Origin of the sequence: Iodobacter fluviatilis, assembly GCF_004194535.1 — a bacterium.
GTDB lineage: Bacteria > Pseudomonadota > Gammaproteobacteria > Burkholderiales > Chitinibacteraceae > Iodobacter > Iodobacter fluviatilis_A.
Genome location: NZ_CP025781.1, coordinates 1,126,116 through 1,148,595 on the forward strand (window position 1 = coordinate 1,126,116; position 22,480 = coordinate 1,148,595).

At 47.1% G+C, this 22,480-nt stretch carries 24 protein-coding genes and 1 tRNA gene; 11 read left to right on the top strand and 14 right to left on the bottom strand.

The genetic code is table 11. From position 1 onward, the window contains the following. Window positions 1–99: 99 nt before the first annotated feature. The 8 genes from C1H71_RS04870 to putA all read right to left on the bottom strand — a co-directional run bounded on the left by C1H71_RS04870 (window position 100) and on the right by putA (window position 7,922). Window positions 100–174 (bottom strand) — tRNA-Arg (locus tag C1H71_RS04870). A gap of 40 nt (window positions 175–214) precedes the next feature. Beyond that, a complete protein-coding gene (locus C1H71_RS04875) occupies window positions 215–697 on the bottom strand; it encodes a hypothetical protein (RefSeq protein ID WP_130105565.1) in 483 nt (160 codons plus the stop codon). Window positions 698–803: 106 nt separating this feature from the next. After that, window positions 804–1,340: a DUF1415 domain-containing protein gene (locus C1H71_RS04880; protein ID WP_130105566.1), complete on the bottom strand. Its 537-nt coding sequence runs from the start codon at window positions 1,338–1,340 to the stop codon at window positions 804–806. Further along, complete coding sequence (locus C1H71_RS04885; RefSeq protein WP_130105567.1) at window positions 1,337–1,651, bottom strand: nucleotide pyrophosphohydrolase; 315 nt, start codon at window positions 1,649–1,651, stop codon at window positions 1,337–1,339. Before C1H71_RS04885 ends, C1H71_RS04880 begins: the two co-directional genes overlap by 4 nt. Window positions 1,652–1,909: 258 nt before the next feature. Then, entirely contained in the window at window positions 1,910–2,455 is a 546-nt protein-coding gene (locus C1H71_RS04890; RefSeq protein WP_130105568.1) for a YaeQ family protein, read from the bottom strand. Between the two features lie 64 nt (window positions 2,456–2,519). Then, window positions 2,520–2,717: a hypothetical protein gene (locus C1H71_RS04895; RefSeq protein WP_130105569.1), complete on the bottom strand. Its 198-nt coding sequence runs from the start codon at window positions 2,715–2,717 to the stop codon at window positions 2,520–2,522. 157 nt (window positions 2,718–2,874) lie between these two features. Next, entirely contained in the window at window positions 2,875–3,510 is a 636-nt protein-coding gene (locus C1H71_RS04900; RefSeq protein WP_130105570.1) for a YceH family protein, read from the bottom strand. Window positions 3,511–4,037: 527 nt separating this feature from the next. Beyond that, complete coding sequence (gene putA / locus C1H71_RS04905; protein ID WP_130105571.1) at window positions 4,038–7,922, bottom strand: trifunctional transcriptional regulator/proline dehydrogenase/L-glutamate gamma-semialdehyde dehydrogenase; 3,885 nt, start codon at window positions 7,920–7,922, stop codon at window positions 4,038–4,040. Between the two features lie 86 nt (window positions 7,923–8,008). On the opposite strand from putA, the gene C1H71_RS04910 reads away from it, so the two are divergent. From C1H71_RS04910 to C1H71_RS21765, 4 genes are all read left to right on the top strand, one after another. Further along, the gene (locus C1H71_RS04910; RefSeq protein ID WP_130105572.1) at window positions 8,009–8,203 is read left to right on the top strand and encodes a hypothetical protein; all 195 of its coding nucleotides are present in this window, start codon (window positions 8,009–8,011) and stop codon (window positions 8,201–8,203) included. Between the two features lie 181 nt (window positions 8,204–8,384). Further along, window positions 8,385–9,296, top strand: coding sequence for a TraB/GumN family protein (locus tag C1H71_RS04915; protein ID WP_130105573.1), 912 nt, complete (start codon window positions 8,385–8,387; stop codon window positions 9,294–9,296). A gap of 191 nt (window positions 9,297–9,487) precedes the next feature. Next, window positions 9,488–10,525 carry an aldo/keto reductase gene (locus C1H71_RS04920; protein WP_130105574.1) on the top strand — a complete coding sequence of 346 codons (1,038 nt, stop codon included), beginning with the start codon at window positions 9,488–9,490 and terminating at the stop codon, window positions 10,523–10,525. A 229-nt stretch (window positions 10,526–10,754) separates the two neighbouring features. Further along, the gene (locus C1H71_RS21765; RefSeq protein ID WP_130105575.1) at window positions 10,755–11,882 is read left to right on the top strand and encodes a methyl-accepting chemotaxis protein; all 1,128 of its coding nucleotides are present in this window, start codon (window positions 10,755–10,757) and stop codon (window positions 11,880–11,882) included. Window positions 11,883–11,974: 92 nt separating this feature from the next. Here C1H71_RS21765 and C1H71_RS04930 read toward each other — a convergent pair whose 3' ends face one another. Together C1H71_RS04930 and C1H71_RS04935 are read right to left on the bottom strand one after the other, a co-directional pair. Further along, complete coding sequence (locus C1H71_RS04930; protein ID WP_130105576.1) at window positions 11,975–12,580, bottom strand: peroxiredoxin; 606 nt, start codon at window positions 12,578–12,580, stop codon at window positions 11,975–11,977. Window positions 12,581–12,924: 344 nt separating this feature from the next. Beyond that, complete coding sequence (locus C1H71_RS04935) at window positions 12,925–13,107, bottom strand: hypothetical protein (RefSeq protein WP_130105577.1); 183 nt, start codon at window positions 13,105–13,107, stop codon at window positions 12,925–12,927. 187 nt (window positions 13,108–13,294) lie between these two features. Between C1H71_RS04935 and C1H71_RS04940 the strand changes: the two genes are divergently transcribed. Beyond that, entirely contained in the window at window positions 13,295–13,969 is a 675-nt protein-coding gene (locus tag C1H71_RS04940; RefSeq protein ID WP_130105578.1) for a class I SAM-dependent methyltransferase, read from the top strand. Window positions 13,970–14,511: 542 nt separating this feature from the next. On the opposite strand, the gene C1H71_RS04950 is transcribed toward C1H71_RS04940, so the two are convergent. From C1H71_RS04950 to C1H71_RS04960, 3 genes are all read right to left on the bottom strand, one after another. Beyond that, complete coding sequence (locus tag C1H71_RS04950) at window positions 14,512–14,763, bottom strand: type IV pilus assembly protein FimV (protein WP_188053595.1); 252 nt, start codon at window positions 14,761–14,763, stop codon at window positions 14,512–14,514. 7 nt (window positions 14,764–14,770) lie between these two features. Beyond that, entirely contained in the window at window positions 14,771–15,907 is a 1,137-nt protein-coding gene (locus C1H71_RS04955; protein WP_130105581.1) for a PilT/PilU family type 4a pilus ATPase, read from the bottom strand. Window positions 15,908–16,170: 263 nt separating this feature from the next. After that, entirely contained in the window at window positions 16,171–17,211 is a 1,041-nt protein-coding gene (locus tag C1H71_RS04960) for a type IV pilus twitching motility protein PilT (RefSeq protein ID WP_130105582.1), read from the bottom strand. 178 nt (window positions 17,212–17,389) lie between these two features. Between C1H71_RS04960 and C1H71_RS04965 the strand changes: the two genes are divergently transcribed. From C1H71_RS04965 to C1H71_RS04975, 3 genes are read left to right on the top strand one after another with little or no spacing between them, the layout of a single operon-like run. Further along, on the top strand, window positions 17,390–18,103 hold the full coding sequence (locus tag C1H71_RS04965) for a YggS family pyridoxal phosphate-dependent enzyme (RefSeq protein ID WP_188053598.1): 714 nt from the start codon (window positions 17,390–17,392) through the stop codon (window positions 18,101–18,103). Window positions 18,104–18,142: 39 nt separating this feature from the next. Beyond that, window positions 18,143–18,943, top strand: coding sequence for a pyrroline-5-carboxylate reductase (gene proC, locus C1H71_RS04970; protein ID WP_130105584.1), 801 nt, complete (start codon window positions 18,143–18,145; stop codon window positions 18,941–18,943). Beyond that, complete coding sequence (locus C1H71_RS04975; RefSeq protein WP_130105585.1) at window positions 18,943–19,536, top strand: YggT family protein; 594 nt, start codon at window positions 18,943–18,945, stop codon at window positions 19,534–19,536. The genes proC and C1H71_RS04975 overlap by 1 nt, the downstream gene beginning before the upstream one ends. A gap of 152 nt (window positions 19,537–19,688) precedes the next feature. On the opposite strand, the gene C1H71_RS04980 is transcribed toward C1H71_RS04975, so the two are convergent. Then, window positions 19,689–20,114, bottom strand: coding sequence for an FxsA family protein (locus C1H71_RS04980; RefSeq protein ID WP_130105586.1), 426 nt, complete (start codon window positions 20,112–20,114; stop codon window positions 19,689–19,691). Between C1H71_RS04980 and cutA the strand changes: the two genes are divergently transcribed. Genes cutA through C1H71_RS04995 form a run of 3 tightly spaced genes read left to right on the top strand, consistent with a single transcriptional unit; the run spans window position 20,113 to window position 22,450 of the window. Beyond that, entirely contained in the window at window positions 20,113–20,457 is a 345-nt protein-coding gene (cutA, locus tag C1H71_RS04985; RefSeq protein WP_130105587.1) for a divalent-cation tolerance protein CutA, read from the top strand. The genes C1H71_RS04980 and cutA overlap by 2 nt on opposite strands. Continuing rightward, entirely contained in the window at window positions 20,454–21,989 is a 1,536-nt protein-coding gene (gene dsbD, locus C1H71_RS04990; RefSeq protein WP_130105588.1) for a protein-disulfide reductase DsbD, read from the top strand. The genes cutA and dsbD overlap by 4 nt, the downstream gene beginning before the upstream one ends. Then, window positions 21,986–22,450, top strand: a complete 465-nt coding sequence (locus C1H71_RS04995; RefSeq protein ID WP_130105589.1) for a TlpA family protein disulfide reductase — start codon at window positions 21,986–21,988, stop codon at window positions 22,448–22,450. The genes dsbD and C1H71_RS04995 overlap by 4 nt, the downstream gene beginning before the upstream one ends. Window positions 22,451–22,480: the final 30 nt, after the last annotated feature.

Below are 22,480 nucleotides of genomic sequence, written 5' to 3' on the forward strand. Positions count from 1 at the left end.
GCTATTTTTATTGTCCAATGGAATTGGCAAGCATATACACAAACAACAAAAAACCCGCAGAGCATAAAGCTTGCGGGCTGATGTTTTGTAGCACAAAACTGGTGTCCCCGACAGGAATCGAACCTGTACCTAGCGCTTAGGAGGCACTTGTACTATCCGTTGTACTACGAGGACTACTCTTGCAGGGCAGATTATACCTATCATCTGCAAGCTTTTACATCCTAATGCTTAATTTCTTTATCATCGGCTCTAAATCGCTAGGGAAATAGATTGCTTCGCCAGGCGTAGTCAAAACTTCTAGCTTGCCATTACTAATAATGCCCACTTCTAATTTTCTATTTTCAACATCAATCAGAATATACGCCTGCCCTTTGCCCTCTTCTCTACTGCTGCCACTCACATACAACACACGATCTTGTAGAAGTGGGCTGGATTTTTCCATATACAGCTTAAAAGTAGCAAGCTGGGGGCCAAGTAATAAGCGTAACGCATGCTTAAGCGGAGCACGCTCCCACAGCTTGATATCTTGCGGATTTTGGCCAACAAATTGCTGTAAGGTATCCCATTCGGCTTGGTTCTTTTTAAAAAACACATCAGGGGTACTCGCTTGTGCTTGAGCCTTAGAGCGAGGGGAGTGATTTTCTTGGCAAGCCGTTAATACAAAGGCCAAGCACAAAATAGTAATACGGAACAACATAAAAAATCCTTAGCGAGCGATCCTTGTTTGGAAAGAATACAGAGCTAAAGTTCATTTTTTTATTTGTAAATGCTGCTCACGCCCTGATTTAAGCAAATAAGCGGAATTATTCCCATAGTTTTGTCCATCCCGCCAAGCCCATAGCACGCAAGGTAGCAATATTGCGCTCCACAATCACATCTGCATCGGCCTCTACCTTGGCAATGCTCTCTTCACGAATTAAATGCAAAGTGGGGTAAGGGCTGCGGTTGGTGTAGTTATCAATATCATCAGGGCAACTCCCCTCAAACTGATACTGTGGGTGAAAACTGGCAATTTGCAAAACGCCTCCTAAATTTAGCTCTTCCAGCAGAGAGTCAGCAATGTCTAGAAAATCGTTATAGGCTAAAAAATCACCCAAAATATGGGGATGGATCAGTAGCGTAGTTTCAATTTCAGCAGGGTTTGCAGCAGCTAACGTTTCTAGCTCGGTAATTAATGTTTCAATCAAAACATCAATATTGCGTGCTTCACTCAGCACATAGCGAATTTGCTTTTTAACGTGCACCGCTTTAGCAAAGGGGCAAAGATTAAGGCCAATCACCGCACTCGTTAACCAGCGCTCGGTCTCTTGAATAATTTGTTGATTAGATAGATGCGTCATTTTGATAGCGGTGGATATTTAATGGCATTAAGCAGGATTTTTTCACGGATGGCCGTTTCTAAATCTACATTTAGCACATCGCTCAGCCTAATCATATACAGCAGCACATCGGCCATTTCTTGCTCTACGGCGGTGCGCTTCTCGCTGCTTAATTGCTGAGATTCTTCTGCTGTATCCCATTGAAAATGCTCAAGCAATTCGGCCATTTCTACCGACATTGCCATACATAAATTCTTAGGCGTGTGATAACGCTCCCAATCGCGATCTTTAGCAAATTGGCGAACATCGAGCATTAACTGATTTAAATCCATTTGTTTCTCAGAAAAGTTGCTTTAAAAGATCTGTAGACACAGAGATCAAGAAGAACACAGCGCACACAGAGAAAACCTGAAATTGAATATGCTGTGCTAAATAACTACTAGTCAATGTTAATGTAAAGTCTAGCTTGGCGTTGAGCATACGAAACCCAATATTCTTAATCGTATTTTTGGGCCTCATTTGACTCAGCACAAAGCGACAACACACCGATTTTTTCTCTGCGTCTATAGGTATTATTTTAATTTAATGAGCTACTTAAACGCTTTTAAAACCGTAAAGTGCGCTTCGATAGATTGGCTATTATCTGCCAGCCATACTTGCCCATCTTGAATCGTGCATTGCAATTGCATATTGCGATTAGCGAGCGTAGCTAATGTTTGCGTCATTTCTACTGGCACATTAATCACTTGCAGATTATCTAAACGCTCTAATTTGCTGGCAATGCCTTTCCACCAAACATCAGCGCTATTGCCGCTGTATGTAAACACCGCTACTTTTTCGGCGCGCCCACATGCTTGGCGAATACGCTTTTCATCCGGCTGGCCTAATTCAATCCACAATTGAATTGCGCCGGTTAAATCTTTATCCCAAATATCTGGCTCATCGGTATCGCTCAAGCCTTTAGTAAAAGCGAGCGATTCATTAGCATTCAGGGCGAATGCTAATAAGCGCACCATCATGCGCTCGTCATCTTCAGAAGGATGGCGCGCAATCACCAGCGGATGCGTTGCGTAGTAATGCCGATCCATATCGGCAATTTGCAAATCAGACTTAAAAATAGTTGCCTTGAGGGCCATGGCGGATCACGGGAAAAATGAAATAAGCCAGCATCTTACCCTAAGTTAAATTTTAGGTTAAACCTCAATCCAACCCGCACGGTTTCGTGCCATTCGGCTGATGAGCCAAATACTTCATCATATGATGTAAATCAGTGAGGCTTTCTAAACATGCACTACGCAATAGCTCTTGCTCGCCATGATGAGTAACACGGAAAAGCCCGTATTCCATCGCTTCAGGTTCGCTCACTGGCCAGATGGGGTGGATTACAAAAGTGCTCATGATAAACATCCTAATAATCGAGTGTTATCAAAAGACTATGCAAGTATAGTGCCAAAATCTCGAAAGCTTGCAAGCCGCATAACTAGATCATCGGCAGCATATAAGCAGACTTTAATGCCTCGGCCAAGCGGCATTCTTTGCCGCTTGGCAAGGCAGTTTAATCCATACCTAATTCGGCGCAAATCTTTGCCACTTTTTCTTTTAACTCAAAGAGTTCAATTTCTAAACGATCCACTTTGGCCTGCAAGGCCGAATCGGTACTGCCTTTGGCACTTGGTGCGGCCTCATTGATCACTGGCTCACCCGATAGCAAGTGCGCCCAGCGGCACTCCCTTGCGCTTGGTGCGCGCGGCAGCTTTACCACTAAGCCGTCCGCACTTCGCTCCGCCAGCTCTTCTAAAAAGCCTTCTACAGCCGAAATATCTGAGAATTTATGCAAGCGCTCGCAAGCTAAACGCAACTCGCCGGCCGTTTGCGGGCCGCGCAACATCAAGGCGGCTAAAATTGCCACCGATTGCGACGGAATTTGTAGCACGGCGGCAAAATGCTGCGAATAACGCGCAATCCGCCCTCCGGGATGGTATCCCTCAACCAATTTCAATTCTTTTAAACGAACCAGCGCCTCGTCCACCTCCGTGTCATTCACTTCCATGACAGGATCGCGATTTGATTTTTGATTACAAGCTGAAACAAGGGAATTAAGCGAGAGGGGATAGGTATCAGGAACAGTAATCTGCTTTTCAATCAACGCGCCAAGAATGCGGGTTTCGAGCAGGGAAAGAAGAAAAGTCATAAACCACCAGCTAAGCAATGCAGACCGGCTTATTATGCACCGATTGGGGGAAAGCTTACTAGGGTCTATTGACGTTTCATTCACGGCTGCGTTTGGCCCAGTTTTGGTGCTGAACAAGGAGAAAATTGCGACATGGTACGAGTACCATCAGCGATTTTTAACGCCGTGCAGCCCCAAAAGTGGGCTAAACCCGAAGGGCTGAGCCGGAAAATGGCCATTCACTGCGTTATGCTCCTCGACAATAACCCGTTATTGCCTTCGTCACATGCCTTGTGCCTGACCGTTTTCCGGCTCAGCGCAATGGCGAATGAAACGTCAACAGACCCTAACACAAGGCTTAAAAAAACTGTAAAAAAATAGAAAGAGCAAGATGGTTGATCTTGATTGGCCCACAAAGAGTCTGCAGGCACCGCGATAAAACCAAGAGCACACAGAGATCACTGAGAAACCGATTATTGCTTTCTCAGTGATCTGTGTGCTGAATGCCCATTGTGTTTACAGACCTTTTTCCTTCCTCTCTTAGCGAATTAACTAATGCTCATCAAGCTAGCATTACCGCCTGCCGCTGCGGTATTGACGCTGATGGAGCGCTCTGCCAAGAGCCGTGCTAGATCAAAATCTTCGCCCGCTGCCAAAGCCGCGCTAGATAAGCCTTGCACTTGTAAGATAGGGCCTGCCAACTCGGCGATTTGGCGGTTGATCTTAGCCAATGCATCGCTATCCCCCTCAAACAATACCGCCCCAACATCCCCAGCTTCTTCAAGTGTAGATTTAAGAGTTAAGCGGCTTTTCAGAGGATTCGGTAAGGAATCGTACAGTGCTTGCGCCAGGGAATGGGCAATAAAGACCGCTTGATTGCCGCTGGCCAGTGCTGCTGAAAATTGTGCAATCGCCCCCTGTTCACTGGCTGCAATACAGAGCACAGGGCCGCGAGGATGCAGCAGATAGCGGTTGCGCTCGCCCGTTGGGCCGGGCAAATAAAGATTTGCCCCTAGGCCAGATCCTGCTAAATAACGGCTGCAACGCGCTGCTGCTTCGGTTTGCTGGCTAGCTTGCAAGTGATCGTGATAAGCCAGCAGTGGAGCAAGAGCGGCCTGATCACCAGGCAAGGTTTGTACTGGGCGGCGTGATAATAAACGCGGCAGATAAAGCGGCCCGCCCGCCTTAGGGCCAGTACCAGATAAGCCTTCGCCGCCAAAAGGTTGCACCCCAACTACAGCACCAATTACATTGCGGTTTACATAGACATTACCCGCTTGCACCTTGCCAACCACATGGGCAATGGTTTCATCGATGCGTGTGTGCACGCCAAAGGTCAGGCCAAAGCCTGTGCCATTGATATCGTCAATCAATTGATCTAATGCTTCGCGGCGATAGCGAACCACATGCAGCACGGGGCCAAATATTTCTTGTTTCAGCTCGGCAAGGCTGCTGATTTCGATCAGCGTTGGCGCGATAAATGTGCCTTGCTGGCAAGCTGCGGGTAATGGTAGCGCCAGCACTTCAGCACCACGGCTCTTAAATGCTGCGATATGCGCGGCAATATTTTGCTGAGCCTCTGCATCAATCACTGGGCCTACATCCACGCTGAGCGAATCTGGATTACCAATATGCAGCTCTTGCATCGCACCTTTGAGCATATGCAAGATATGATCGGCGGCTTCTTCCTGCAAGCACAACACGCGCAGTGCCGAGCAGCGTTGGCCTGCCGAATCAAAGGCCGACATGAGCACATCCCCGACCACCTGCTCTGCCAGCGCCGATGAATCGACGATCATGCAGTTCTGCCCGCCAGTTTCCGCAATCAACGGAATAGTGCGGCCATCTTTGTCTAAACGCTGCGCCAGATTGCTGGCAATTAAGCGTGCAACTTGGGTGGAACCAGTAAACATCACACCGCTACAACGCGCGTCAGAAATCAAGGCGCTACCTACGGTTTCACCACGCCCTGGTAGCAGTTGCACCGCGCCTGCTGGCACGCCAGCGGCACGCAAAATACGCACGGCTTCAGCAGCAATCAATGGCGTTTGCTCAGCAGGCTTAGCCAACACAGGGTTACCTGCGGCTAAGGCGGCGGCCACTTGACCAATAAAGATCGCCAGCGGGAAATTCCATGGGCTGATGCATACAATAGGGCCAAGTGGGCGGTGCGAATCGTTAGCAAAGTCTTGCTCAATTTGCTGCGCGTAGTAACGTAAGAAATCCACTGCTTCACGCACTTCAGCGATCGCGTTAGGCAAAGATTTACCCGCTTCGCGCACAATCAGCCCCAAGAGCGGCTGCATTCCCGATTCAAGCATTTGCGCCGCGCGGTTTAGGCAGGCAGCGCGCTCGGCCACCGATGTGGCTTGCCAAATTGGGCCAATATTGGCGGCGTACATAAAGGCGGCGGCCACATCTGCCTCATCCGCTTCAATCACATGACCAACAATATCTTGATGATCTGCAGGATTTTTAACGGCTTGCTTACGTGATACATCCGGCTCAGCCGTAATCCCTAACATGGGCAGCGCTAACCATTCACTATTCGCGCCAGCCAGCAGCGCCGCAGAAAGCGACGCTAATCTATGCTCATTAGATAAATCCAAACCACTAGAATTCAGCCGATTGAGCCCAAATAAAAAGCGTGGCAAAGGGATTTTATCGTGTGGGGCAAAGGCAGGGATCACCGCCGTAGCTTGCACGATAGGATCCACAATCAGCTCTTCAATCGCCACGTTTTCATCAGCGATCCGGTTTACAAACGAGCTATTGGCACCGTTTTCTAAGAGGCGGCGCACCAAGTAGGCCAGCAGCGTTTCATGGCTGCCCACCGGCGCATACACACGGCATGGGCGGCCCAGCTTTTCACGCGCGGTGACTTCTTCGTATAGAGGCTCGCCCATGCCGTGCAGACATTGGAATTCATACTGGCCTGGATAGTAATTTTGTCCTGCCAGATGATAAATCGCCGAGAGCGTTTGGGCATTATGCGTTGCAAACTGTGGATATACCGCATCTGGCGTGGCCAGTAGTTTTTGAGCACACGCTAGGTAAGATACATCGGTATAAACCTTACGGGTATATACCGGATAGTCTTCTAACCCATCCACTTGCGCACGCTTGATTTCGCTATCCCAATACGCACCTTTCACTAAGCGAATCATCAGGCGGTGGCCGCTGCGACGCGCCAAATCGATCACATAATCAATCACATGCGGGGCACGTTTTTGGTAAGCCTGAATCACAAAGCCAATCCCATTCCAGCCAGCCAGCTCCTCATCAAAGCACATGGCTTCTAGCAAATCGAGCGAGATTTCTAAGCGGTCGGCTTCTTCGGCATCAATATTTAAGCCGATATCGTAACGGCGAGCCAAGCGGGCTAGCGCAAGCACGCTGGGCAATAGTTCGGCAGTTACGCGGTCTTGCTGAGCACGCGAATAACGTGGATGCAACGCAGAAAGCTTAATCGAAATACCTGGGCCTTCGTAGATACCACGGCCAGCGGATGCCTTGCCAATGGCATGAATGGCTTGCTCATAAGCGGCGTAATAGCGCTTGGCATCTTCCGCAGTGGTGGCCGCTTCACCCAGCATATCGTAAGAATATCTAAAGCCACGGGCTTCAAATTTACGGCTATTGGCCAGCGCTTCGGCAATGGTTTCGCCAGTTACAAACTGCTCACCCATCAAACGCATCGCCATATCGACGCCCTTACGGATCAACGGCTCGCCACCCTTACCAATCATACGGGTCAGTGCAGAAGATAAGCCCGCCTCGCTATTGGTTGCAACCAATTTACCGGTCAGCATCAGCCCCCAGCTCGCCGCGTTTACAAACAAAGAAGGCGATTGGCCAAGGTGAGCATGCCAATCGCCCTTGCTGACTTTATCTCTGATCAATACATCCCGTGTAGCACGGTCAGGAATCCGCAGCAGGGCTTCGGCCAAGCACATCAGTGCCACGCCTTCTTGGCTAGATAAAGAGAATTCGTGGATCAAGCCTTCAACGCCGCCACCGGTGCGCTTGGCGCGTAATGCCGCCACCAATTTATACGCGAGTGCTTGAGTTTGCTCCGCCATTTGCGCATTCGGCATTTTGGCTTGTTCAACCAGCACCGGCAGGCATTCGGCTTCTGGGCGGCGATAAGCCGAGGTGATGGCAGAGCGTAAAACACTTTGTACCGCAATGCTTTGGGCCAGCTCTAGGAAAGGGAGATTCGTTTCAACACCATCTGCATCATCCAGCACGGGCAGCGCTTCGCCATCTTGCGCCAGCTCCAGCGGGCGAGCGCCCTGCTCTACCTGCTGCAAGTAGGCAAAAATAGATTGTTTAATCAACCAATGCGGCGTTCTATCCATTTGCTGAGCGGCAGTTTTAATCCGCGCGCGTAAAGCATCATCTACTTTAATTCCTAGCGTTGTACTGGCCATGTTTATGCCGTAGTTATTTTATCAAGCTCGCATATTAAGATAGAGTTGCACCTAAAAAATCAGGACTATCCCTATGGTTGCACCTTTTGGTTGCACCTAAAATAAAGAACGGCCGTCGATTCCCACAAAACCAAAAATTGCAAGAGATACAGCAATGCAATCAGAGCAACTGCAAAGTTGTGATTGCCCGCTGGAATATGGCATCGCGCCAATCCAATAAAGCACGCACCGATGCCGATCAATATATAGATGAGGTGAAGACTTTAATTGGGATTGATTGAGAAAAACCAAAACCTTGAAACACGGAGTTTCACAGAGAGCTCAGCGTTTCAGGAAGCCCCCCCAATTCAACACAATAGTTTGCCAGCTAAATAAATCGCATTACTCAGCGCTTCCCTAAGGCATCCATTGCCGCTTGGCTTTATACTGCACCTCCAAATATAAAAACTGTTGGAGACTTGGATGTTTGCTCGATTTCGCCCCCTGATTGTTGCCGTCGCTGTCGCCACCACCCTCCTCGCCCCCCATGTTAGCGCCGCTACCAATAAAGCCAGCGCAAGTGCAAAAGTAGAAAACGCCAACAGCCTGTTGTGGAAAATAGAAAAAAAAGGCACGCCTAATTCTTGGCTATTTGGCACCGCCCACGTTGGCGACCCTCGCGTTACCCAACTTAGCCCAAAAACTGAAGCCGCCTTTAGCGACGCCAAGCACGTTGTCACTGAAATCCGCCTAGATTTTGGCATGATGATGGAAATGGGTAAGCGCATGCTGACGCCAGAACCTTCTTTAGCGCAAAAAATAGATGCCGAGCACTACCAAAAGCTCTTACCAGCACTGGAAGCGCGCGGTTACCCAGAAGTAGCCACGGCCAAGCTCAAGCCTTGGGGCGCAGCCATGCTGCTCATGACCCCAATTAGACAATCTGGGCAAATGCCGCTGGATTTGCTGTTTGCTAAAATGGCGATCGAAGGGCAAAAAGAATATACCGGTTTAGAAACACTGGACGAGCAACTCAGCCTATTTGAAAATATTCCAGAAGAAAAACAAATTGAGCTGCTTTACACCGTGCTGGATCAGCAAGCAGCTATGCAGCAAAGCTATCAACAGATTTTAGATCTGTATCTTAAGCAAGATATCAACGGCCTTGCGGCTTTTGCTGAGCAAGACGACATCAAGATGGGCGATCAAGCTTGGTATAGCCAATGGCGCTTTCAACTACTAGAAGCACGCAACCCACGCATGGCAGAGCGCCTAGCGGACAAGCTTAAAGAGGGTAATGCTTTTATTGCCGTAGGTGCGCTCCACCTACCAGGCAAAACCGGCCTGATTCAAAGCTTGCGCCAACAAGGCTACCGAGTCAGCCCAGTTAGATAATTATTCCGCCTATAAAAGACACGAAAACCACTAAAAATCTTTTTGCGAGAAGCTCAATGCAGGGACGTTGCTTGAGTTTGTTTGCATGAAGCCGTTCATCTGGGGGGTAACCCTTGACGAGCGTTAATGTTTCTCGTGGCTTTTATGGGGAAAGCTTTTTTGTACCCTCCTGCTTGTAAAGGATTAGCCCGATGAAATACCGCCTCTTAGCTGGCACTGATTTAAACATCTCTACCCTATGCCTTGGCACCATGACCTTTGGTGAGCAAAACAGCGAAGCCGAAGCGCATGAGCAGCTTGACTTCGCACAAGCAGCTGGGATTAATTTTATTGATACGGCCGAGATGTATCCCGTGCCAGGCAAAGCAGAAACTCAGGGCCTAACCGAAAATTATGTAGGCTCTTGGCTGGCCAAACAAAGCCGTGACAAGATCATTCTGGCGAGCAAGATTTCTGGCCCAAACCGTGGTATGGATTGGATACGCGGCGGGCCTAAGCTTAATCGTGAGCAAATTATTAGTGCATGCGATGCCAGCCTCAAGCGCCTACGTACGGATTATTTAGACCTCTATCAGCTGCACTGGCCCGCCCGCCATGTGCCAATGTTTGGCCAAAGCTATTACGACCCTAGCCAAGAACCCGATAACACACCCGATTTTGCTGAGCAATTGGCCGCCTTAAATGAGCTAGTCACCGCGGGCAAGGTGCGCCATATCGGCCTATCCAATGAAACCCCTTGGGGCGTAATGGAAGCCAGCCGCGTGGCTAAGGCACAATCGTTACCGCGAATTGCCACCATTCAAAATGTATTTAATTTAATTAATCGTCATTTTGAAAATGGGCTGGTTGAAACCTGCCACCGAGAAAACGTGAGTCTGCTTGCGTATAGCCCCTTGGCCTTTGGCTTATTGTCTGGCAAATACTTAGATAACCCACAGGCTGCAGGCCGAATGACGCGTTATAGTAATTTTGGGGCGCGATATTTAAAACTCGCCGTTCCGCCTGCTATTGCTGCCTATGTACAGCTAGCTAGGGATCACGATGTATCCCCAGCTCAAATGGCCTTAGCATGGGTAAGCAGCCGCTGGTACGTTGCCAGCAATATTATTGGTGCCACCACCATGGCTCAGCTTAAAGAAAACATTGCTAGCTTAGATGTACTCATTACCCCAGAGCTAGATGCCGCCATCGAGGCAATTCACAAACAAAACCCTAGTCCTGCCAATTAAGCAGTAGTAACGATCCTTCATTGCTCTTTTCTAATCTGTTGCAAGCTATACAAGGGATTTATTGCAGAGTTTTACTTTGTGATAAGTCCCTTATTTCCCCCCATAAACTCCTTTGTTTTTTTAAAAAACAAAAGCTTATTTCGATCGCAATTGATTGATTTTAAGTCTAGCCATTCTATAAAGAGGACAGTCACTTTGCCTTCAATACCGTTTTCTAGGGGATCACCTTATGTTTGGCTTGACTCAAAAAACAGAAACAAAAAATACCGCTGATGCTCAACTAGATACCATGAAAGCAGTACTCGATCATGTCGACAATATGGTGCTCCTTTGCGATACCAGCCATGAAAACAATATTTTTTATGTCAACCAAACAGCCAAAAATATCTTTGAGCAATATCGCCAAGAAATGACCCAAGCTTTACGCGGCGCAGACCCTACCGCAGCACAAGGCGGCTCTATTCACCGCTTTCATACTGACCCAGATCGTGTGCGGCGTATTTTAGAAAAACTAGGCAGTGGTGCACGCAATGCCACCCACGTGGCCGATATCCCTCTAGGCAGCATCACCTTACGCACCAAAGCCTTTCCCATTTGGGATGCCACAGATTCTAGCAAGGTAAAATGCTACCTTGCCTGCTGGGAAGACATCACCAGTAAGCTTAAGCATGAAAATTTACAACAACACGTAGCCAGCAAAGCCAGCCAACTGCATGAGCAGGTGTCTTATATTGCCTCCACCATGGAGCAAGTCAGCACCAGCCTCGACGAAGTAGCCCACACCACCAGCGAGGCTGGTAATCGCGGCAATAGCGCGTTTAGCAGTGCCAATGAAGGGCAAGTCGTGGTTGAAGGTGCGGTGCAAGGAATGCGCGATGTCGCGTTATTGGTTCGCACCACGGCTGGCGTGATCGGCCAGCTCAATACCCAATCGGATAAAATTGGCGTGATTGTTGGTGTGATTAAAGATATTGCCGATCAAACTAATCTACTGGCACTCAACGCCGCCATCGAAGCCGCCCGCGCCGGAGACACAGGCCGTGGCTTTGCCGTGGTAGCTGATGAGGTGCGCAAATTATCCGAGCGCACCGCAAAAGCCACCGCAGAAATTGGCGAGCTGATTCACTCTATCCAAATCGAAATTGAACGCGCAGTAGGCACCATGACCTCAGGCGAGAAAGAGGTCTCGGCAGGAGAAGAAAAAGCCGTTAGTGCAGAAAAAGCATTAGTTAGAATTGTGCAAGACGTGGGTGCAATGCGTAATTTAATCAGTGAAATTACCAATGCTACCGAGCAGCAAGCCAGCTCAGTACGAGATGTGGCGCAGCGCTTAGAAGTAATTACATCAAATCAATAAACTTAGTTTTTCTATATTAAAAGCGCAGTAAAAAGCCCATTAGCAAATAACTAATGGGCTTTTTTATATGCGTAATCTAATCAGTGATACGCTTACAAGTCTTTAGCATTCTTAGCCAAGTAATCAGCTACGCCAGCGGCGTCAGCCTTCATACCTGTTTTACCTTTGCTCCAACCTGCTGGGCAAACTTCACCGTGTTCTTCCGTAAATTGCAGCGCATCAACTACACGCAGCATTTCACTGATATCACGGCCCAATGGCAAGTTATTCACTACTTGGTGTTGTACAACGCCATCTTTATCAATCAAGAAAGAGCCGCGCAATGCAACACCTTCTTTTGCCAACTCAACATCATAAGCTTGGCAAATTAAGTGTTTAGTATCCGCAACCAAGGTGTAGCCAACTTGACCAATCCCACCTTTTTCTACGGGGGTATTACGCCATGCCGCGTGAGTAAACTGGCTGTCGATCGACACGCCAATGACTTCAACATTGCGCTCTTTGAATTCAGCCAGACGGTGATCAAAAGCGATCAACTCTGATGGGCAAACAAAAGTGAAATCCAGAGGGTAGAAGAACACCACGGCGTATTTGCCAGCAATGGCGGCCTTAAGGTTGTAGCTATCTACGATCTTGCCATCTCCAAGAACGGCGGCGGCGGTGAAATCTGGTGCGCTTTTACCAACGAGTACGGCCATGTAGATGTTCCTTTATTTAAGACTAAAAAATAACCACGGGTATTTTGGGCCAATAACGTGGACTTTGTCCAATCAACAAAGTTCATCTTGATGATAGCTTTTCTCAATGATGTCTTGATGAAATCATGTAATCAAGCCACCACTCGCCATGTGATGCTTACATATATGTGAGGCCATAAATGCCATACCCGTTACCACCCGATAACTTACACCAAAAATTCATAATTTGTAACTATATTTTAAATCAATCGACCGATTATTGTAGATCTGCGGATAGCTCACCTAGATTTTTTGCTGCGTTGCCAACCTACTGCAAAGGCACCTTATTATACCTTACCATAATATTAATAATATCTTACACTTTTTAATATATTTTCAGTACCCTTAGATTGCTGTGCCGTGGTTTGAGCAATATGCTGCACGCTTTCCAACATTACATTGGTGCCTAAAGTTATTTCAGCAATTTGATTAGCTACTTCTCTACTGTAAGCTACTGATATTGTTATGAAATAATCAACATCAAACAAAAAACTTTATTTAAAATGTCCTTAATGCCTTTTTACACAGGGCTTAATATTCAAGAGGCAACAAGTGTTAATATGAAATTCTTTTATGTCCTGCCCCGCCGAATACTAATCATTCTTGCAAAGCCCTTCTTAGGAAGTGTTGCGTCGGTTCGAAAAGCATCCTACGCCGCACCTACACAAGGCTTTCATGTCTACTATTGCCACGCTTGGCTATCAAATCAAACATCAGCAAGTTGCCGTTGCTGGTGGGCTTGAATTAAATATCCGCTCACTTCTGGATATTCAGCAATATTATGACCCGCTTGGAGAGGCTGAAAAAGCGGGAATATCCCCAGCCTGCTGGCCTCTATTTGGGCAGCTTTGGCCTTCCGCACAAAAACTAGCTGATCTAATGCAGGTTTATCAATTAGGTGAACGTAGAGTCTTAGAAATAGGCTGTGGTTTAGCGTTAGCCAGTATGGTGGTGCATCGTAGAAATGGCGATATCACTGCAAGTGATTGCCACCCGCTCACAGAAAATTTTCTAAATGCCAACTTACTACTCAATGCCCTACCTGCCCTAAAGTACAGTACCGGTAATTGGGATAGGGCCAATCCAGAATTGGGAAAATTTGATCTAATTATTGGCAGCGATGTTTTGTATGAGCGCAACCAGCCCGCCGCACTCGCCACTTTTATTGATTTACACGCCGCAACGGATGCAGAGGTGTTAATTATCGATCCCAATCGTGGAAATCGCACGGCCTTTAATCGCCAGATGGCCGAACATGGCTTTAACCTAACAGAAACGCTAATTAAAACGCCATTACATAATGGCAATGCCTATAAAGGCCGCTTACTAAAATATCTAAGAGAAAATTAAATCAATTAAAAGTGGATTAACTGCGCCCAACACGCCTGAGAATCGGTACCTAGCAGCCTGTCGGACTTAAGACTGATCTACTACGGAAAAGCCGGATTTGGCCATATTTCACGCATTTTCTTGTTGAATAGCCAGCTATTCGCCTCAAAAACCCGCGAAATCTGTCTCAAACCGCTCTTTCCCTCGCTACGATCGCTTAAGTCCGACAGGCTGCTAGGCGACAGGAGCTACAGTTGCATGGAAATCAAGATATCCAGCCACTTTACAGCAAGTTGACGTTGCTCTAGCTCATAACAAGCCGCTTGAGCATTCTCATATCTAAATGCCCAATTATCGCTTGCAAAGCAGGATCGCTGCTTAAGAAGTGAGGGCTGAGTCAATAAATGACACCACGCTTTGGGTTTACTCTTGATTGCCTAGCTCAAACTGTTTGGCGGCTTGCGACACATTCAAGCGTTGTTCGAGTACTAATTTAACGGCTTCTGCACGAAATGCAGCGGTGTAACTACTGGCCAAAACTTATCCCCAGAGACAATTTTATCTCAATTGAAGGTATCCATATTTAGCAGCCTACCTCGCGATAAATGCGCCCGTAAATGGGCGACATTCTCATCCTGAGTTGCAACTAGCCGAAAACAATGGCGATCTAATTCATCACCATCATTTGCAACAGCATTTATTCTGGCATTAAAACGCTCGCCCAATGCCGAACTAACTTGCACATCGCCCAAGAGCGCCGCATAAGCCGGCTGGAGCATCACACTCGCCAGTAATAAATATTGGTTAAATTGCATAGGCACTTTAAACAATATCGAGGTGATCAAGGCCAGAAAGTACATCTGTATGCTTAGCCTCGGCCCCCTGGAGTTTAATGCTCAAGCGTAAATCATTCACCGAATCGGCATTGCGCAAAGCATCTTCGTAAGTAATTTTGCCCGCCTCATAGTGATCAAATAAAGCCTGATCAAAAGTTTGCATGCCTAACTCACGCGATTTTTTCATAATTTCTTTGATTTCGTGCACTTCACCTTTAAAAATCAACTCAGAAATCAAAGGACTATTCAGCATCACTTCCACCGCAGCCACGCGCCCTTTACCCGTGCGATGCGGCACCAAGCGTTGCGAAACAAAGGAGCGTAGATTGAGCGATAGATCCATCAATAACTGCTGGCGGCGCTCTTCTGGAAAGAAATTGATAATCCGATCCAACGCTTGATTGGCCGAATTGGCATGCAAGGTTGCCATACAGAGGTGGCCTGTTTCAGAGAAAGCAATCGCGTAATCCATCGTTTCACGGTCGCGAATTTCACCGATTAAAATCACATCTGGTGCTTGGCGTAAGGTATTTTTCAGCGCGGCCTGCCATGAGTCCGTATCGACACCTACTTCACGCTGAGTCACAATGCAATTTTTATGTGCGTGTACGTATTCAATCGGGTCTTCAATGGTAATGATGTGATCGTAACCATGCTCATTACGATGCCCAATCATCGCCGCTAGCGACGTGGATTTACCCGAGCCCGTACCGCCCACAAAAATCACCAAACCCCGTTTGGCCATAGCGATATCGCATAAAACTGGCGGCAGACCTAACTCGCCCAAGGATGGAATTTCAGAGTTAATCGTACGCAGCACCATGCCTACATGGCCTTGCTGCATAAAAGCATTCACCCGAAAGCGCCCAAGCTGGCCAGGGCTAATCGCAAAATTACACTCTTTGGATGCTTCAAAATCTTCTGCTTGGCGATCATTCATAATCGCCCGCGCTAATTCTTTACTGTGTTGTGCAGAAAGAATTTGATTTGAAACCGGCGTCACTTTGCCATCAATTTTCATAGCTGGTGGGAAATCAGCCGTGATAAATAAATCCGACGCCCCCTTACCACGCATATGCCGCAATAAGTCGTGCATAAATTTTGCAGCTTGTTCTTTTTCCATTATTTTTTTTCCGCGATGCGCTTGTTTTAATTGCCTAGTATCAGCAGCAACTTGTAAATATATTATTAAGATGCCGCAACAGTAACTACACAACAATCAAAAAAACAAACTTTAATTTAGACAGTAGAATTTAATAATAAATCTAACCACACTCTCAACAGCTTGAATTTAAGAAAATACTAACAAATTTAAATGATTTTGCTTAAGCAATACGACTTCACTAAACGACCAGCCCCAGTGGCTGATCGTTTTTCTGCGCTGACTTAGCCTCTAAAATTATCTGGAATGGCCGCTTTCATTCGTGCCTCAGGCAAAGAAATAATATTGCGCTTCAATAACTCTTGTAAGCACTGATCTAAAGTCTGCATGCCAAACTGCTGGCCGGTTTGAATTGCCGAATACATCTGAGCAATTTTATTTTCACGAATCAAATTTCGAATCGCTGGCACACCAATCATGACTTCATGCGCAGCTACACGCCCGCCTTCTTTCTTTTTTAATAATGTCTGCGAAATAACCGCCCTTAATGATTCAGAGAGCATAGAGCGAACCATTTCTTTTTCTGCTGCTGGAAACACATCGACCACCCGATCAATCGTTTTAGCAGCTGAGGAGGTATGTAGCGTCCCAAACACCAAGTGACCGGTTTCAGCGGCAGTCAGTGCCAGACGAATCGTTTCTAGATCACGCATTTCCCCCACCAGAATTACGTCAGGATCTTCACGCAATGCTGAGCGCAAAGCGTTAGAAAAGCTCATGGTATGTGGCCCAACTTCCCGCTGGTTAATCAGGCATTTTTGCGAGGTATGGACAAACTCAATCGGGTCTTCCACGGTTAAGATATGCCCGTATTCATTGGCATTGATATAGTTAATCATTGCCGCCAGCGTGGTGGATTTACCCGATCCCGTAGGGCCAGTTACCAGCACCAAGCCACGTGGTGTTTCGGCAATCTCTTGGAAAATACGGGGGCAACCCAGTTCTTCCAGCGTTTTAATATCAGATGGAATCACCCGAAATACCGCACTTGCCCCACGGTTTTGCACAAAGGCATTCACCCGAAAGCGGGCTAAGCGTGGTATTTCGAAAGAAAAATCGCATTCCAGCGTATCTTCATAAATCTTGCGCTGGCCGTCATTCATGATGTCGTACACCATATCGTGTACGTCTTTATGCGACAGTGCCGGCGTATTAATGCGACGAATATCTCCGTCAACGCGAATCATGGGAGGCAATCCAGACGATAGATGTAAATCGGATGCCTTGTTTTTCACGGTGAAAGCTAATAGTTCGGAGATTTCCATTGTCTAATCCAGTCCACATAGTAGAAGTGAAACAAATTTTTGCGTAATAATGTTCAAACGCCTGCTATATATTGGCCCCCATAGCGCGTGAAGGCGGCCTTTTTACACCACTTTATATCTACCGATATTGTGAGTGGCTCATTCTATAGCCAACAATATTTCAAGCTGAGAGCTCATTATGGCAACGATATTTACAGCATTGCAAGGCGTGCAAGAGCGCATTGCCGATGCCTGCTTAAGAAATCATAGAGAAAGCAGCGGTGTAGTGCTACTTGCCGTTAGTAAGACATTTCCAAGTTCCGACATAAGAGCGCTTTATTTAACTGGTCAGCGGAACTTTGGCGAAAATTATGTACAAGAGCTGATTGAGAAACACGCAGCTTTAAGCGACTGTAAAGCACTAGTTTGGCATTTTATCGGCCCGCTGCAGAGCAATAAAACCCGATCTGTGGCAGAGTTAGCGGATTGGGTGCATTCAATCGATCGTTTAAAGGTTGTTGAGCGGCTTTCTGCACAGCGACCGGAACATCTACCCGATCTTAATGTCTGTATACAAATTAATGTATCGGGTGAGGTCTCTAAATCAGGCATTAGCCCAGATGAATGTTTAGAGCTGGCAAGCAAAATTTGTCAACTTCCTCGTATAAAATTACGCGGATTAATGTGTATACCCGAAGCGAGCCGCGATGCGGTGCATTTAGCTTCACAGTTTAAGATACTTCGTAACCTGCAAAGCCAGCTAATGAGCCACGACATTACATTGGATGTTTTATCAATGGGCATGTCGAGCGATTTAGAAATCGCCATTAGCGAAGGTTCAACGCTAGTACGGATAGGAACCGCCTTATTCGGCTCCCGCACTACGAAACCGAGCGACACGCCCCCCAATTAAACGGGGAAATGATGCGTTCGTTTCACCTTAAGGATACTTATGAAAATCACTTTTATCGGTGGCGGAAACATGGCCATCGCCATGATCGGTGGCATGCTTAAACAAGGCTTTAGCACCAATCAAATCCATGTGGTTGATCCCAGCGAAGAGCAACGCGCACATCTTAGTCATACCTATGCCATTGAATGTAGCAGCCCAGATCAACCACTTTTACCTAGCGATGTGATTTTATTTGCCGTAAAACCCCAACAACTGCAGGCCGTGGCACAATCACTTTGCGCGCAAATCAATGGCGCCTTAGTCATCTCGATTGCAGCTGGCGTTCGCGCCGATACACTGGCCAAATGGCTAGATGCTTACCCGCGCATTGTGCGCGTGATGCCCAATACCCCGGCACTTGTGCAAGCAGGCATGTCAGGGGCTTACGCCACTAGCAATGTTACGCCTGCCGACCGAGCCTTAACCGAGCGCATGCTCGCCGCGATTGGCGAGATGGTTTGGGTAGAGAACGAAAGTGAAATTGATGGCATTACCGCCATTTCTGGCTCTGGCCCCGCTTATGTTTTCTACTTTATGGAAGCCTTACAAGCCGCAGCGCACGCTCAAGGCTTTGCACCTGATGTGGCCCGTAAATTAGCTTACAAAACATTTGAGGGCGCAGTGAAGCTGGCCTTACAAAGTGAAGATGATGCCGCCACTTTGCGTAAAAAAGTGACCTCCAAAGGCGGCACCACCGAGCGGGCCATTAATGCGCTGGAAACGAGCCAAGTGCGAACTACCATTATCGCCGCTGCTGCTGCTGCGGCGGCGCGCTCACGCGAATTAGGGGAGGAATCCTAATGTTGACCAATACGCTCAATTTTTTAATCCGTAATCTGTGCGAGTTTTTTCTACTACTACTCTTAGCTAGGTTTTTTTTACAGGCAGCGCGGATTCCTTTTAAGCACCCACTGACGCAATTTGTTCTATCACTCACCAACTGGGCCGTTATTCCAGTACGGCGTATTTTGCCGCCGTTTCGTGGCCTAGACAGCGCCAGCTTAGTACTGGCATGGCTAGTAGCGCTGCTTATGCACGCCACTTTACTGGCCCTATCACCCTGGCCTTTTGATTTTACTGCGCCATTTTCACTATTTTCTTTAGCCCTTGCGGCCCTATTAGAAATCTGCAAAATGTCGCTATACCTGCTGTTTGCCACCGTTATTGGCCAAGCATTGATGTCTTGGCTTGCACCGTACAATCCGCTCATGCCGATTTTAACCGCGCTTACCGCACCATTCCTACGTCCACTACATCGCTTTATTCCACCGATAGGTGGCGTAGATATCACACCACTGGTGCTGATTTTAGGAATTCAACTGGTGCTGAATGTTGTGGTGCCTAGCTTAGAGCAAATTATTTTGCAGGGCGTAAGCATGATTATGCTGAAGTAACTGAAGTTTTCAGCAAAATCCAAATATTGAACCACAGAGGAGCACGTAACATTAGTCAATAAAAAAGCACGGAGAGAAAGCCAATCCCTTGGTTTTCTCCCCGTGCTCTGAGTCTCTTTATTTGTAACTAGAGCGTTTTGTCTATATAAAGCTTAGCCTTTCAAGCGATCCACATCGGGTTTAACTTGCCGGTACTCACCATCAATGACATCACTATCTGCACTCGCTGAAGCGGGCGTAACGGCCGCCTTATTACCCACCAAATAGCCCCAAGGCAACAGCAATACAAGCGCCACCACGTCGCCCAAAATACCCGGCAACAGCAGCAGTAACGCAGCAATATAATAACGAGCAACGGCAAATAAGCTACTAACCCTTAAGCGCCCAGAACGCACATCATTAAACAGGGCAGCACCCACGGCGAGTTTATGATGGCGTAGCATCAGCAAACCACTAAAAAACGCCACAATCAGCCACAGCACCACCCAAAAAATACCGATAGCTTTTGCCAGTAAAACAATCGAGATAATTTCAGCAATCGGATAGGCTACAAACAACAATAACAGCAGGTAAGGCATGTCAACTCCAAATAATATTTTGATCGTGCTGTGCAATTGCCCAGACGAAGATGTAGCAAATCGTTTAGCCAGCGGTGTTGTAGCAGCGCGCCTAGCGGCCTGTGTGAACCAATTAGCCCCCGTGCAATCTACCTACTTATGGAACGAAAGAATCGAATCTACAAGGGAAGTTCCCCTCTTGATTAAAACGACCCAAACCGCCTACCCTGCTTTAGAAGCTTGGCTAGCCGCACATCACCCGTATGAGGTAGCAGAAATTATCGCCCTAAGCCTCACCGCAGGACTGCCCGCCTATCTAAACTGGGTACAAGACTCTGTTGGCTCTAAGGAAGCTATCGAATGATCTCTCTATTTCGCCTATTTAGCTTTTTCTTGCTCATCGGCTCCGCCAATGCAACAGATGACTTATTACCTCCAGAAAAAGCCTTCCAAGCTTACATGGTACAGATTGATGACCATACATTGGAAGTTCGTTTTAAAGTGGCACCCGGCTATTACCTCTATCGAGACCGGATTAGCTTTAAAGCCAATCCACAGCTCACGCCTGATTTCCCGATTGGTGCAGAAAAAAACGACCCTAGCTTTGGTAAAGTGCACGTTTACAAGTACGATACCGCAGTTCGGCTCAAATCCACCGCACCTGTTCCATTAGATATGGCCATTAGTGCTAAGTTCCAAGGCTGTGCCGAAGTTGGCGTGTGTTACCCGCCGCAAACCCAGCAACTTAAAATAGGCGACGAGCCCAAAGACGCGCTAGAACAGCTTTTTGGCAAGAACAACACTCCCGTAGCAATCGGCCCCAGCGGGGCCGATGTTTTTTTCAGTGGTGGGTTTTTAACCACTCTCGGCATATTTTTTTTAGCGGGGCTGGGTTTAGCACTCACCTCCTGCATGTATCCCTTGATTCCTATTGTCTCAGGCATTGTTTTAGGTAATGGTCAGCAGGGCAAAATGCGCGCTTTGGGGTTGACATTTACCTATGTGCAAGGCTTGGCACTGAGCTACACCCTAATTGGCATTGCAGCCGCCGCTACCGGCACCTTACTTGTTGTTACCTTACAACAACCTTTTGTTATTGCCATATTTTCCATGTTTTTTGTTTTCATGGCGCTGGCTATGTTTGGGCTGTTTGATCTGCAACTGTCGGGCGGCATCCAAAGCAAAATGAATCAATGGGCCAATCTCCTACCTGGTGGCCAATTTACCTCCGTATTTGCGATGGGAGCACTTTCAGCGCTGATCGTTGGGCCTTGCATTGTCCCGCCATTGGCTGCTGCATTGGCTTATTTAGGCCAAACGGGAGATCTACTACTCGGTGGTAGCGCTCTATACATGCTGGCGCTTGGTCTAGGCTTGCCCTTACTTGCCATCGGCGTGTTTGGTGGCAGCGTCTTACCCAAGCTATCAGGCAAATTCATGCAGGGGATTAGAATAGTCTTCGGTGTCTTATTACTGGTTATGGCAGTATGGGTGGCTCGACCATTGTGGGAAAAAACAAGCGAAACAACTGGGCCGCAATTTGCTGCAATTAGTTCCGTGGCAGAATTAGATCGCTCCATTGCCAATGCCAATGGCCAAATTGTTGTGTTAGATTTTTATGCTGATTGGTGTATTGCCTGCAAAGAGTTTGAGCGCGATACCCTGAGCGATCCAGAGATTCAAGCCACATTATCCAAGATGGTATTACTGCGTGCCGATGTAACCCAAAATAATCCCGCAGACCAAGCATTATTAAAACGCTTTAAGCTATTTGGCCCCCCCGCTATTTTATTTACTGGTAACCAAGGGCAATTTTTAAATGAGCGTGTGATTGGCTACCAAGATCCCGCAGCATTTAAAGCCACATTAAACCGAGTTAAAAAGGAAGCACAATGAAACATTGGCTTATTGCATTCAGTTTTATCAGTGCTTTAGCGCAGGCAGAAGGGATATTCACAGCCCAACTACCTGATTTAAAAAACAATGCTCAATCTTTTGCACAGTGGAAAGGTAAACCAGTCATCATGAACTATTGGGCAACGTGGTGCAGCCCATGCCGCGAAGAAATTCCAGAATTTATTGCTTTACAAAAAAAGTATGCTGGAAAGGTACAGTTTATTGGCATTGCCATTGATGACGCAAAAGACGTCAGCACCTTTTCCAAACAATATGGAATTAATTACCCAATATTAGTGGGTGATGCCAATGCAATGGAGCTGATGCGAAAAGAAGGTAATCAGCTTGGTGGCTTACCCTTTACCGCAATTTACAATGCAAAGGGAGAGCGCGTCGCAATAGAATTAGGGCGGCTCAAAAAAGAAAAACTAGAAGGTTACTTAAAAGAATTAAGTAAATAATTGTAAATTTATATTAGGGCAACATCGCGT